General features: G+C 57.5%; 13 protein-coding genes. 4 read left to right on the top strand and 9 right to left on the bottom strand.

Annotated elements, in window-relative coordinates; translation table 11 throughout:
- Window positions 1-246 precede the first annotated feature (246 nt).
- From CKK19_RS11085 to CKK19_RS11070, 4 genes are all read left to right on the top strand, one after another.
- Window positions 247-1,791, top strand: a complete 1,545-nt coding sequence (locus CKK19_RS11085; RefSeq protein WP_063853383.1) for a PTS transporter subunit EIIC — start codon at window positions 247-249, stop codon at window positions 1,789-1,791.
- 12 nt (window positions 1,792-1,803) lie between these two features.
- Entirely contained in the window at window positions 1,804-3,171 is a 1,368-nt protein-coding gene (locus tag CKK19_RS11080; protein WP_063853382.1) for a 6-phospho-alpha-glucosidase, read from the top strand.
- Between the two features lie 89 nt (window positions 3,172-3,260).
- On the top strand, window positions 3,261-4,106 hold the full coding sequence (sseA, locus tag CKK19_RS11075; protein WP_023300716.1) for a 3-mercaptopyruvate sulfurtransferase: 846 nt from the start codon (window positions 3,261-3,263) through the stop codon (window positions 4,104-4,106).
- Complete coding sequence (locus CKK19_RS11070) at window positions 4,106-4,876, top strand: MurR/RpiR family transcriptional regulator (protein ID WP_063853381.1); 771 nt, start codon at window positions 4,106-4,108, stop codon at window positions 4,874-4,876. Before sseA ends, CKK19_RS11070 begins: the two co-directional genes overlap by 1 nt.
- A 17-nt stretch (window positions 4,877-4,893) precedes the next feature.
- Here CKK19_RS11070 and sseB read toward each other — a convergent pair whose 3' ends face one another.
- The 9 genes from sseB to iscS all read right to left on the bottom strand — a co-directional run bounded on the left by sseB (window position 4,894) and on the right by iscS (window position 12,187).
- Entirely contained in the window at window positions 4,894-5,670 is a 777-nt protein-coding gene (gene sseB, locus CKK19_RS11065) for an enhanced serine sensitivity protein SseB (protein WP_045308549.1), read from the bottom strand.
- A 96-nt stretch (window positions 5,671-5,766) separates the two neighbouring features.
- Complete coding sequence (pepB, locus tag CKK19_RS11060) at window positions 5,767-7,053, bottom strand: aminopeptidase PepB (protein WP_023306708.1); 1,287 nt, start codon at window positions 7,051-7,053, stop codon at window positions 5,767-5,769.
- A 53-nt stretch (window positions 7,054-7,106) separates the two neighbouring features.
- Window positions 7,107-7,307 (bottom strand): Fe-S cluster assembly protein IscX, encoded by a 201-nt coding sequence (gene iscX / locus CKK19_RS11055; RefSeq protein WP_003860650.1) that lies wholly within the window; start codon window positions 7,305-7,307, stop codon window positions 7,107-7,109.
- A gap of 1 nt (window position 7,308) precedes the next feature.
- Window positions 7,309-7,644 (bottom strand): ISC system 2Fe-2S type ferredoxin, encoded by a 336-nt coding sequence (gene fdx, locus CKK19_RS11050; RefSeq protein WP_003860652.1) that lies wholly within the window; start codon window positions 7,642-7,644, stop codon window positions 7,309-7,311.
- Between the two features lies 1 nt (window position 7,645).
- Window positions 7,646-9,496 (bottom strand): Fe-S protein assembly chaperone HscA, encoded by a 1,851-nt coding sequence (gene hscA, locus CKK19_RS11045; protein ID WP_063853380.1) that lies wholly within the window; start codon window positions 9,494-9,496, stop codon window positions 7,646-7,648.
- 14 nt (window positions 9,497-9,510) lie between these two features.
- The gene (gene hscB / locus CKK19_RS11040; RefSeq protein WP_063149212.1) at window positions 9,511-10,026 is read right to left on the bottom strand and encodes a co-chaperone HscB; all 516 of its coding nucleotides are present in this window, start codon (window positions 10,024-10,026) and stop codon (window positions 9,511-9,513) included.
- A gap of 198 nt (window positions 10,027-10,224) precedes the next feature.
- Complete coding sequence (gene iscA, locus CKK19_RS11035; RefSeq protein ID WP_003860659.1) at window positions 10,225-10,548, bottom strand: iron-sulfur cluster assembly protein IscA; 324 nt, start codon at window positions 10,546-10,548, stop codon at window positions 10,225-10,227.
- A 13-nt stretch (window positions 10,549-10,561) separates the two neighbouring features.
- Window positions 10,562-10,948 carry a Fe-S cluster assembly scaffold IscU gene (gene iscU / locus CKK19_RS11030; RefSeq protein WP_003860661.1) on the bottom strand — a complete coding sequence of 129 codons (387 nt, stop codon included), beginning with the start codon at window positions 10,946-10,948 and terminating at the stop codon, window positions 10,562-10,564.
- Between the two features lie 24 nt (window positions 10,949-10,972).
- Window positions 10,973-12,187 (bottom strand): cysteine desulfurase, encoded by a 1,215-nt coding sequence (iscS, locus tag CKK19_RS11025; RefSeq protein ID WP_063853379.1) that lies wholly within the window; start codon window positions 12,185-12,187, stop codon window positions 10,973-10,975.
- Between the last annotated feature and the right edge of the window lie 18 nt (window positions 12,188-12,205).

The following is a 12,205-nucleotide window of genomic DNA, read 5'->3' as shown; positions in this document are numbered from 1 at the left end:
GATAAGTATTATCCGCAAGTTTCGTTAATACAAAAAGTCCAATTTTATAATCTGGAAAGCGCCTCGCAGAATGGCATCGTACTCGCATGCGAGGGTGGAACCGCGATCACACAGCGTAACGTAACATGTTACCTTTCGCGTCATTTGTTTTTAAAACAAGAAGATAGCTGGATAAGCTCGCATCATGCCTGCTAGTTTTATGACCATGACGCACCCCGAGTGCGCGGTTCAATAAGAGAGAAAGCCATGAAACGAGCCGTGAACGCCCTACAAAATTTCGGAAAATCACTTTACGGACCTGTACTTATCTTACCTATCGTCGGTCTGTTTATCGCCTTTGGGAATGTGCTGGGTAACGGCAATCTGGCCGAGTACCTGCCGTTTCTCGGCCATCCGCTGATCCAAAGTGTCGGCCAGCTGATCGCCAAATCTGCCGTGTCGGTGCTGGTCAACCTGGCGCTGGTGTTTGCCGTCGGGATCCCCATTGGCCTGGCAACCCGAGACAAAGGCTACGCGGCGCTGATTGGGCTGGTGACTTTTATCGTGTTTATCAATGCCATGAACGTGACGTTACAGCTTCAGGGAGAACTGGCCCCTGCAGAGCAGATGAAAGCCGCCGGACAAAGCATGGTTCTGGGCGTCCAGGTGCTGGAGATGGGCGTTTTCGCCGGGATCCTGACCGGGGCGCTCTCCGGTTATCTGTACAACAAATATTCCGGTGTCCAGTTTAACGGCGCGATGGCGATATACTCCGGCCACTGCTTTGTCGCGATTGTGATGTTGCCAGTCTCTATGCTGCTCGGCGTGGTCATGAGCGAACTCTGGCCGTACGCACAGCATGGAATAAGCGCCCTGGCGCTGGCGATCAAAGGGTCCGGTCCGTTTGGGGTGGCGATCTACGGTTTCCTTGAACGCATTCTGGTGCCGACGGGCCTGCATCATCTGGTCTATACGCCGTTCCTGTATACCGAACTGGGCGGTACGCAGGAGGTGTGCGGTACGGCTTACCAGGGCGCGCGCAATATCTACTTCGCCGAGATGGCCTGCCCGGACGTGAAGCAGCTCAGCAGCACCGTGGTGTGGGATGCTCGCGGCATCAGCAAGATGTTCGGCCTTCCCGCCGCCGCGCTGGCGATGTACATGACCGCGAAGCCAGAGCGTAAAGCGATTGCGAAAGCCATTCTGATCCCGGCGGCGCTGACCTCGCTGCTGGTCGGCGTAACCGAGCCGATCGAGTTCTCTTTCCTGTTTGTCGCCCCGCTGTTGTTCGTGGTGCATGCGGTGCTGACCGGCATTGGCATGATGCTGTTCACCCTGTTTGGCGTTCACGCCATCGGCGCCAACGGAATTATCGATTTTATTCTCTACAACCTGCCGCTCGGCACGGAAAAGTCCAACTGGCCCATGTACATCGTGGTCGGGCTGATCATGTTCGCCCTTTATTTCGTGGTGTTCCGCTTCCTGATCCTGCGTTTCAACATGAAAACGCCCGGTCGTGAAGATGACGATCGGGAGACGCGCCTCTACAGCAAACAGGAATACCAGGCGAAGGGAAATAACGACGGGCTGGGCGAATCGATCGTCGTCGGTCTGGGCGGTCGGGAAAACATTCAGGTGGTTGATAACTGCTACACCCGCTTACGCGTCACGGTGAAGGACATCGCCATCATCGACGAACCGCGCCTGAAAGCGACCGGCGCGAAAGGGATTATCAAACAAGGTATCAACGTTCAGGTGGTCTACGGGCTGCATGTCAAAAAAATGCGAGAAGCCGTTGAGACGTTTCTCTGAAAGGAGCTAAAGATGTTAACACCCCCATTCATTCTGTCGATTGCTGGCGGCGGCAGCACCTACACGCCAGGTATAGTGAAAAGCCTGATGGTACGCCTGCACGATTTCCCCCTGGCAGAGATTCGCCTGTATGACATCGACGAGGCGCGCCAGAACACCATTGCGCCCGTAGTGGAAAAGGTCATTCGCGACCACAGCCAGAGCATCAAATTCACGGTCACCAGCGATCCGGAGGTGGCCTTCAGCGGCGCGCATTTTGTTTTTGCTCAGATGCGCGTCGGACAGTACAAAATGCGCGAGCAGGATGAAAAAATTCCGCTGCGCCACGGGGTGGTCGGCCAGGAAACCTGCGGACCCGGCGGGCTGGCATATGGCCTGCGTACGATCCTGCCGATGGTAGAGCTGATCGATAGGGTGGAACGCTACGCGCACGAAAAGGCGTGGATCGTGAACTACTCCAACCCGGCGGCGATCGTCGCTGAGGGCGTGCGTCGCCTGCGCCCCAACGCACGCGTGCTGAACATCTGCGATATGCCTGTCGCCGCGATGCGCAATATGGGCGCCATTCTGGGCGTGGACCGTCATAAACTGGAGATGGACTATTTTGGCCTCAACCACTTCGGCTGGTTTACCCGCGTGCTGGTGGACGGCGAGGACAAGCTGCCGGAGCTGCGTAAACATATCGCGAAGTTTGGCCTGCTGACGGAAGACGCGGCCAAAACCGACCCGCAGCACTCGGATCCGTCATGGGTGAAAACCTGGCGCAACATCAAGCCGATTATGGATAACTTCCCGGAGTACCTGCCGAACCCGTATCTACAGTACTACCTGATGCCGAACCAGATTGTGGAGCATCAGAACCCGGACTATACCCGTGCCAACGAAGTGATGAACGGACGTGAGAAAAAGCTGTTTGCCGCCGCCGAAGAGTACCAGCGCAGCGGGATCTTACCGGACGCCTTCCACGTAGGTGTTCACGGCGAATTTATCGTCGATGTCGCCTGCTCACTGGCATTCAACCTGCGCCAACGTCATCTGGTGATGGTGGAAAACCGCGGGGCGATTACCAATCTGCCGTACGATGCGGTGGTGGAAGTACCTGCCTATATCACCTCCGAAGGGCCGGAGCCTGTCCGCGTGGGTCAGGTGCCGTTGTTCCACCAGACGCTCCTGCAACAGCAGCTCGCTTCTGAACAGCTGCTGGTGGAGGCAACCATCGAAGGCAGCTACGAGAAAGCGTTGCAGGCGTTTACCCTGAACCGCACCGTGCCGACCATGGAGCACGCGAAAGCGATTCTGGATGAGATGATCGAAGCCAACCGCGACTACTGGCCTGCGCTGCAAAAGGCATGGCAGGACGGTGAAGCGGTGAAAAAATAGGGGCTTGCTCGCGAGTTGAACGTGGTTAACTTGTCGGTGTCAGAAAAAACACCGACAATCCTTTTTTACGGAAAAGAATGGAGGCAACCATGTCCACCTCATATTTTGTCGCCGCCGACTGGCTGATTGAGCACGGCGACGACCCGGAAGTTCAGATTATCGACGCGCGCATGGCCCCTCCGGGCCAGGAGCATCGTGACGTTCCCGCTGAATATCGCGCAGGGCACCTGCCTGGCGCGGTTTTTTTCGATATCGAAGCCCTCTCCGATCACACCTCTCCCCTGCCGCACATGCTGCCTCGTCCGGAAGCGTTTTCCGTGGCGATGCGCGAGCTCGGCATCAGCAAAGACAAACATCTTGTTGTTTATGATGAAGGTAATCTGTTTTCCGCGCCGCGGGCGTGGTGGATGCTGAAAAACTTCGGCGTGGAAAAAGTGTCGATTCTGGCGGGCGGGCTTGCGGGCTGGAAGCGCGACGAGCTGCCGCTTCAGCAGGGCGACGTGACGCTGCCGGAAGGCGAATTCGATGCCACGTTCGACGCACACGTGGTCAAGCGCCTGACCGACGTTCTGGTCGTGAGCCACGAAAACACGGCCCAAATCGTCGATGCGCGTCCCGCTCCACGCTTCAACGCTGAAGCGGATGAGCCGCGTCCGGGACTGAAACGAGGACATATCCCGGGGGCGCTGAACGTGCCGTGGGGCGATCTGGTGTTTGAAGGCGAGCTGAAAACCACCGATGAATTGCGTGCCATTTTTGAACGTCAGGGCGTGGATTTGCATCGTCCGGTTATTGCCAGCTGCGGCTCCGGCGTGACGGCCTGCGTGGTGATCCTGGCGCTGGCAACCCTTGGCGCGAATGACGTGACGCTGTATGACGGCGCCTGGAGTGAATGGGGTGCACGGGACGATCTGCCGGTAGAACCGGCGAAATAATGGATAACCGCCTGGCAACGCTGTTAACACGCGGGTCGTCACTGACCCGCGCGGAGTATCGCGTCCTCGCCCACCTCACTGAGCATCCGCTGCTGGTGGGCAATATCACGGTGCGCGAGCTGGCGCTGGCGACATTTGTTTCCACCGCGACGATTATGCGGCTGTGCCAGAAGCTGGGCTTCAGCGGATTTAGTGAGTTTATCTGGCACTGCAAGCAGCTGCTTTCTGACACGCCGCATATCACCGTACAGTCTGCGCAACATGCAGAAATGCCCGCGCTTTTTGCCCGGTTTATTGCCAACTATCAGCAGACCTTCCAGTGGGTTACCCAGGAAAAACGCCAGCAGTTTGCCAGCCTGCTGCGCCAGAAAGAGAGCTTCTTTCTCTACGGCGCCGGGTTTTCATATCTTTTTGCCGAGTACCTGACCAAGAAGTTGCAGGTGCTGGGAAAAACCGCGTTCATCTCCGGACCGGGGGACAGCCGGAATATTTTTCTCAGCAACGCCGCACGCTATCAGGTATTTATTGCCGTTTCGCGCAGCGGCGAAACGGAGCAGGTGCTGGATAAAGCGCGGATCGCCAAAAACGTCGGCATGACGATCGTCGCGTTTACCCGCGCGTCGGCCAATACGCTGGCAGGTATGGCCGACGTGCATTTTGCCCTCTATGACGAAGCGGTACATTTCGCCGCCGAAGCCGCAGGGGTGACGTCGTTTGAGTCGAATCTGGTGCTGCTGATGGATTTACTGTTGCTGGAAGCAACGGGGTGAAGGTCACCCCGCCGTAATCAGATAATGCGGTTGGTCTTGAGATCGCGCAGGAAGCCGCCCCAGCGACGCTCGTAGAACGGGGTGATGTGCTCGGTAATAAAGTGGCTGATGCCCTGCTCACCTTTCTTCACCTGACAGATATCAATCGGCTCATCGCCCGGGAGCGTGTCGGTCGCTACGCTTCCCGCCGCCTGGATGATCTCCTCAACATCGCCGTCGGCCTCGATCCCTATCAGCAGAACAGGCTTTTCGTCAGCGCTCTCTTTGATGGAGCAGAGGAACGCGCGTTTTACCGGCTTGATGGTTTTAAACAGCGTGGTCAGGGAGTCAATCATCTGCGCGGGCGGCTCAGCCACTTCAGACAGCAGCAGCGTTTCGCCCCCTTCCAGCACCTCCTGGGTGCTGAGCGGGTTGCCTTCTTCACCAATCAGATGGCTGATTTCACGCGGAGTGAACTCTTTCCCGGTCGGCAGTTTGGCGTTGAGGAACAGCGTCTGCCCCAGGGTCATTTCGAACAGCGTGCGCACCGGCATCACCACGAACGCCTGTTCGTCTTCTACCGCTTCCTGCAAGGCCTCGAGCGAGGTAAAGAACGGGATCACCGACGTGCCGTCGTCTTTCTCCCAGTGCAGCAGATCCAGCGCGCTGTCTTCGACAACCTGCTCCCCTTCCGCGGCGGTGCCCGGCACCCAGACGGTGGATTCCAGCAGCGTGCGGAAAAAGGCCGGACGGTGGGCGGGCTCGGTCGCCGCCTGCTCCAGCAGGGTTTCTAATTCGTTTTTGGTTTCTGACATAGTTTGGCTACTTCACAATTGCCCGGCGGCGCAACGCTTGCACGGGCCTACGGGTTTTGTAGGCCGGGTAAGCGTAGCGCCACCCGGCAAAAAAGATCACTCAGCCGTCAGCAGGTTCGCCACGGTACGCACACCCAGACCGGTTGCGCCTGCTGACCACTGCTCAACCGCCGCTTTACGGTAGGTTGCGGAGCAGTCAATGTGCAGCCAGCCTTCATGGTAGTTCTCAACGAAGTGAGACAGGAAGCCTGCTGCGGTACTGGCCCCCGCCGGGTACGCCGCGCTCGCGGTGTTGTTCAGCTCGGCGAAGTTAGACGGCAGCTGGCTGCGGTGGAACTCGGCCAGCGGCAGACGCCAGAACGGCTCGTTTTCCGCCGCCGCGCTGGCCAGCAGGCGAGCGGCCAGCTTGTCGTCGAAGCTGAACAGCGCATGGTAATCGTTGCCAAGGGCAGTTTTCGCCGCGCCGGTCAGGGTCGCCATGTCGATAATCAGCTCCGGCTTCTGCGCAGAGGCGTCGATCAGGCCATCGGCCAGCACCAGACGGCCTTCGGCATCGGTGTTCATCACCTCAACATTTTTACCGTTGCGGTAGCGAATGATGTCGCCCAGCTTGAAGGCGTTGCCACTCACCATGTTATCCGCGCAGCACAGGTAGAGCTTCACGCGCTTGTTCAGACCACGGGTGATGGCGAACGCCAGCGCGCCGGTAATGGTCGCCGCGCCACCCATGTCGGACTTCATGGAGTCCATGAACGCGCTCTGCTTCAGGCTGTAACCGCCGGTATCGAAGGTGATACCTTTCCCGACCAGACAGGCAAAGACCGGCGCTTCTTTATCGCCGGTTGGGTTGTAATCCAGCGCCAGCAGGACCGGAGGACGCTCGGAGCCACGACCCACGGTGTGGATACCCATGTAATTTTGTTCGCGCAGGTCTTCACCTTTGGTGATGCGGTAGGACATCTTGTCGTCCGCCACGCCGCACAGCAGGTCAACCGCGCGCTGCGCCAGCTGCTCAGGCCCCAACTCTTCCGCCGGGGCGTTGATGGTGTCGCGCACCCAGTCGATAATTTTCAGGCGGCTTTCCAGCTCTTTCTGACCGGCTTCATCGAGGTTCGCCCACTCAATTTTACGGGTGCCTTTCGGCCCTTTGTAACCCGCCCAGAAAGCCCAGCTGCGGTCGGTGTCCCAGCCTTCGCCAGTCAGAGTGACATGCTTAATGCCCAGGCCGTCAATTTTACGCGCGGCGCGCTGGATCAGGCCCAAATCATCGTTACCCGTCAGGTGCAGGGTAATACCGTCGTTATTGATGCTCCAGGTGGCTTTCTCGCCCCAGCGTGCGTCGGCTGGCTGCGTGGAGAGCGTAATCTTCATCGCTTCGGTCATTTTATTTGTCCTTATTAGCAAACGGGCCGCCTGAAGGCAGCCCGTTAAGTGATTTACTCTGCTTCATCTAACCAGACTAACAGAATCGCCTCCAGAATTTTTTCATTGGATGCGTTTGGATCGTCGTCAAAATCCTCTAAATCGCAGATCCACTGATGCATGTCGGTGAATCGTACGGTCTTCGGGTCGAGATCCGGGTTCGCGTCGTAGAGCGCTTCGCCGATTTCACGGCTGTCAGTCCACTTCAGTCCCATATTAATGCTCGCGTGCGTGGTTGATGGTGTAGCGTGGGAATTCCACGACCAGATCTTCATCGGTCACCGCGGCCTGGCAGCTTAAGCGGCTGTCTGGCTCCAGACCCCATGCTTTGTCCAGCATGTCGTCTTCGTCTTCGGTGCTCTCGGCGAGAGAATCAAAACCTTCACGCACGATGCAGTGGCAGGTGGTGCAGGCACAGGATTTTTCACAGGCGTGTTCCACTTCGATACCTGCACGCAGGGCTACATCGAGAATGGTTTCACCGGTCTTCGCTTCCAGAACAGCGCCATCCGGACAGAGGTCCGCATGAGGCAAAATAACAATTTTTGGCATATTAAACCTCGTCCACGGACTGGCCTTTCAGCGCGACGCGGACAGATTTGTCCATGCGGCGAGCAGCGAAGTCCTGGGTTTGTTTATCAACGTTTTTAATGGCTTCTTCTATTGCGTCAGCGTCATTGCCTTCGGCCACGGCGCTTAAGCGCGCAGCAGCCTCGTCAATCACCTGGCGCTCAGCGGCGCTTAACAGCGCGGCATCGGCAGCAAGCGCGCCGTTCAGGCTCTCCAGCACGCGTGCGGCTTCCACTTTTTGTTCCGCCAGCATACGCGCCTTCACATCCTGCTCGGCGTAGCTCATTGAGTCCTGAATCATGGAGGCGATTTCGCCATCGGTCAGGCCGTAGGACGGCTTCACCTGAATGGACGATTCGACGCCGGTGGATTTTTCCATCGCCGTCACGCTCAGCAGACCGTCCGCATCTACCTGGAAGGTGACGCGAATATGCGCCCCGCCCGCCGGCAGCGCCGGAATTCCGCGCAGCGCAAAGCGCGCCAGAGAGCGGCAGTCCTGCACCAGCTCGCGCTCGCCCTGCATCACGTGGATGGACATCGCGGTCTGGCCGTCTTTGAAGGTCGTAAACTCCTGCGCGCGCGCCACCGGAATGGTGGTGTTACGCGGAATGACTTTCTCCACCAGGCCGCCCATGGTTTCTAAACCCAGAGACAGCGGGATGACGTCCAGCAGCAGCATTTCGCTGTCCGGCTTGTTGCCGACCAGGATATCGGCCTGGATAGCGGCACCCACGGCAACCACTTTGTCCGGGTCGATAGAGGTCAGCGGCGTGCGGCCAAAGAATTCCCCTACGCGCTCACGTACCAGCGGCACGCGGGTTGAGCCGCCAACCATGACCACTTCCAGCACCTCGCTGGCCTCAACGCCCGCATCTTTCAATGCGCGACGGCAGGCCAGCAGGGTACGCTTAACCAGAGGCGCAATCAGTTCGCTGAACTGGTCGCGGGTGATCTCACCCTGCCAGCCTGCGACGATCACGCTGACGGACTGCGCATCGCTCAGGGCGATTTTGGCGTCGATGGCCGCATCCAGCAGTTCACGCTGGACGCGCGCATCGCTGCGATCGCTGATGCCCGCCTGCTCGCGGATGTAGTCCGCCAGCAGATGGTCGAAGTCATCGCCGCCGAGCGCGGAATCCCCGCCGGTGGCCAGCACTTCGAACACACCGCGGCTTAAGCGCAGGATAGAGATATCAAACGTCCCGCCGCCGAGATCGTAAACCGCAATCACCCCTTCCTGACCGGAATCGAGGCCGTAGGCAATGGCTGCCGCTGTCGGTTCGTTCAGCAGACGCAGCACGTGCAGGCCCGCCAGACGCGCGGCGTCTTTGGTGCCCTGACGCTGTGCATCGTCGAAGTAGGCCGGAACGGTGATTACCACGCCGTCCAGATCGCCACCGAGCGTCGCCGTCGCGCGCGCCGCCAGCGCTTTGAGGATGTCAGCGGAAACACGAATCGGGTTCAGCAGACCGGCAAATGTCGCAATCATCGGCAGGCCGTTTTCGCTGGCCTGTAACTGGTACGGCAGATGCGGATAACGGGTCTGGATATCCGCCAGCGAGCGGCCCATCATGCGCTTAACCGAGCTGATGGTGTTAGCCGGATCGCGCGCGGCATTGGCGCGGGCATCAAAGCCGACAGCGTGACCCTGCTGCTGGTAGTGGACCACGGAAGGCAGCAGATGGCGGCCCTGCTCGTCAGCCAGCGTTTCCGCCTGGCCGCTACGCACGGTCGCCACGAGAGAATTGGTGGTGCCCAGGTCAATACCGACCGCCAGACGACGCTGGTGCGGTGCGGCGCTTAAGCCTGGCTCACTAATTTGTAATAAGGCCATAATTGCTTCCGAAATTAAAAATCGAGCAGCTTTTCTTCGAGTTGTTCAGCACTGCTTCGCAGTTTATCGAGAAAACGGAGTTTGCGCACAGTGTCTGCCGCCACATCCCAGGTCTCGTTGTTCAGTTGCTCAACCATCTGCTGATGGCGGGTATCGAACATGCCCTTTACGCGCTGGAGAAAACGTTCCAGACGCGCTTCGTCTTTAGCCTGTTCAATTTCATCCAGCTCTTCGCGAAGCTCCAGCTGCTCCATCAGAAACGCGGTGTCGCGCACGGTATGCTGTTCGCTCGCCAGATCAAAACCGTGGAGCGAGAGCAGATATTCTGCACGCGCCAGCGGATGACGCAGCGTTTGCCAGGCCTGGTTGATGGTTGCGGAGTGTGATACCGCAGCCAGCTGCTCTGCCTGCGACCCGCTGGCGAATTTATCCGGATGGTACTGACGCTGGAGATCCTGAAAACGGATCGTCAGCGCCTGGAGATCAATCGGGTATTGAGCGGGTAGTCCGAAGAGAGTGAAGTAATCCATAACAATCTCAGGGGTAGCCTGTTAGAACAAACCCCACGCGTAGCACAGCCACGGTGGGGTTATACCTTCTTACTTCGCGCTGCAGATGCGTTGTCTGCGCTCGTTCACCCCAGTCACTTACTTAAGTAAGCTCCCGGGGATTCACTCGCTTGCCGCCTTTCTGCAACACGAATTAATCGGTATAACAGCGGAACGCGGTTAAACGTGGAAGCTTTCGCCGCAACCACACTCGTCTTTGACGTTCGGGTTCGTAAATTTGAACCCTTCGTTCAGGCCTTCTTTTACAAAGTCCAGCTGAGTGCCGTTGAGAAATTGCAGGCTTTTGCCATCGACCACCACCTTCACGCCCTTGTCTTCAAACACGGTGTCATCAGACGCCGGTTCGTCAACAAACTCCAGTACGTAAGCCATACCAGAACAGCCGGAGGTACGTACGCCCAGTCGCAGGCCAAAGCCTTTACCACGGTTCGCCAGAAAAGAGCTTACTCGCGCGGCAGCGCTGTCGCTAAGGGTAATCGACATACTCAAACCTCAATTATTTTGCTTCACGTTTGCTTTTGTAATCCGCAATGGCGGCTTTGATCGCGTCTTCTGCCAGAATTGAACAGTGAATTTTCACCGGCGGCAGTTCGAGTTCTTCAGCAATGTCCGTGTTTTTGATTGCCTGTGCTTCGTCCAGAGACTTGCCCTTCACCCACTCGGTGACCAGGGAGCTGGAGGCGATAGCAGAACCGCAGCCGTAGGTCTTGAAGCGCGCGTCTTCAATGATACCTTCATTGTTGACTTTAATCTGCAACTTCATCACGTCGCCACACGCTGGCGCGCCAACCATACCGCTACCGACAGATTCGTCGCTGTTGTCAAAAGAGCCAACGTTGCGCGGGTTCTCGTAATGATCGATAACTTTTTCGCTGTATGCCATGATTGAATTCTCCTTATGTACCGATTAGTGATGTGACCATTCAATGCTGTTCAGATCCACGCCCTGCTTGAACATTTCCCACAGTGGAGAAAGGTCGCGCAGACGGCCGATGGAGTTACGAACCAGTTTGATGGTGTAGTCAATCTCTTCTTCGGTAGTGAAACGACCTAAAGAGAAACGGATAGAGCTGTGCGCCAGCTCGTCAGTCATGCCCAGCGCACGCAGCACGTAGGATGGCTCCAGGCTTGCAGACGTACAGGCAGAACCGGAAGAAACGGCCAGGTCTTTCAGCGCCATGATCAGCGACTCGCCTTCAACATAGTTGAAGCTGACGTTGAGGATGTTCGGCGCGCCCTGCTCGAGATCGCCGTTCAGATAGACTTCTTCCATATCCTTCACGCCGTCCCACAGACGGTTACGCAGCGTACGCAGGCGTGCCATCTCGCTTTCCATCTCTTCTTTCGCGATGCGATACGCTTCGCCCATGCCCACTATCTGGTGAACAGGCAAAGTACCGGAACGCATGCCGCGCTCGTGACCGCCGCCGTGCATCTGTGCTTCGATGCGGATACGTGGCTTACGACGAACGTACAGCGCGCCGATGCCTTTCGGGCCATAGATTTTGTGACCGGAGAAGGACATCAGGTCCACTTTCAGCTGGCTCAGGTCGATAGGCAGTTTGCCCACGCTCTGGGTCGCATCCACGTGGTAGATGATGCCGCGCGCACGGCACATTTCGCCGATGGTGGCGATGTCCTGCACAACACCGATTTCGTTGTTAACGTGCATGATGGAAACCAGAATGGTGTCATCACGCATCGCCGCTTCGAGCTCTTTCAGGTCGATGATCCCGTTGCTCTGCGGCGCCAGGTAAGTCACTTCGAACCCTTCACGCTCCAGCTGACGGCAGGTGTCCAGCACGGCTTTGTGTTCGGTTTTGCTGGTGATGATGTGCTTGCCTTTTTTCTGATAAAAGTTGGCTGCACCTTTGATCGCCAGGTTGTCGGATTCGGTCGCACCGGAGGTGAAAACAATTTCACGCGGGTCGGCACCGACCAGGTCAGCAATCTGATTACGGGCGATATCAACCACCTCTTCAGCATGCCAGCCAAAACGGTGTGAACGGGAAGCTGGGTTACCAAAGTTTCCGTCCAGGGTCAGACACTGCATCATTTTCTCGGCAACACGCGGGTCCACCGGCGTGGTTGCGGAGTAGTCGAGATAAATCGGTAATTTCATTGCTCTATAAACTCCGTA

The sequence above is a fragment of the Enterobacter sp. CCUG 70166 genome (assembly GCF_020224095.1).
Lineage (GTDB): Bacteria > Pseudomonadota > Gammaproteobacteria > Enterobacterales > Enterobacteriaceae > Enterobacter > Enterobacter intestinihominis.
This window is presented reverse-complemented; position numbering and strand designations above follow the sequence as displayed.

What these genes read in the sequence shown, in the direction of transcription:
- iscU (WP_003860661.1), bottom strand. Translation starts at nt 10,948, where the DNA reads ATGGCATACAGCGAAAAAGTTATCGATCATTACGAGAACCCGCGCAAC.
- iscA (WP_003860659.1), bottom strand. Translation starts at nt 10,548, where the DNA reads ATGTCGATTACCCTTAGCGACAGCGCTGCCGCGCGAGTAAGCTCTTTT.
- CKK19_RS11080 (WP_063853382.1), top strand. Translation starts at nt 1,804, where the DNA reads ATGTTAACACCCCCATTCATTCTGTCGATTGCTGGCGGCGGCAGCACC.
- CKK19_RS11085 (WP_063853383.1), top strand. Translation starts at nt 247, where the DNA reads ATGAAACGAGCCGTGAACGCCCTACAAAATTTCGGAAAATCACTTTAC.
- hscA (WP_063853380.1), bottom strand. Translation starts at nt 9,496, where the DNA reads ATGGCCTTATTACAAATTAGTGAGCCAGGCTTAAGCGCCGCACCGCAC.
- iscX (WP_003860650.1), bottom strand. Translation starts at nt 7,307, where the DNA reads ATGGGACTGAAGTGGACTGACAGCCGTGAAATCGGCGAAGCGCTCTAC.
- sseB (WP_045308549.1), bottom strand. Translation starts at nt 5,670, where the DNA reads ATGTCAGAAACCAAAAACGAATTAGAAACCCTGCTGGAGCAGGCGGCG.
- fdx (WP_003860652.1), bottom strand. Translation starts at nt 7,644, where the DNA reads ATGCCAAAAATTGTTATTTTGCCTCATGCGGACCTCTGTCCGGATGGC.
- CKK19_RS11070 (WP_063853381.1), top strand. Translation starts at nt 4,106, where the DNA reads ATGGATAACCGCCTGGCAACGCTGTTAACACGCGGGTCGTCACTGACC.
- iscS (WP_063853379.1), bottom strand. Translation starts at nt 12,187, where the DNA reads ATGAAATTACCGATTTATCTCGACTACTCCGCAACCACGCCGGTGGAC.
- hscB (WP_063149212.1), bottom strand. Translation starts at nt 10,026, where the DNA reads ATGGATTACTTCACTCTCTTCGGACTACCCGCTCAATACCCGATTGAT.
- sseA (WP_023300716.1), top strand. Translation starts at nt 3,261, where the DNA reads ATGTCCACCTCATATTTTGTCGCCGCCGACTGGCTGATTGAGCACGGC.
- pepB (WP_023306708.1), bottom strand. Translation starts at nt 7,053, where the DNA reads ATGACCGAAGCGATGAAGATTACGCTCTCCACGCAGCCAGCCGACGCA.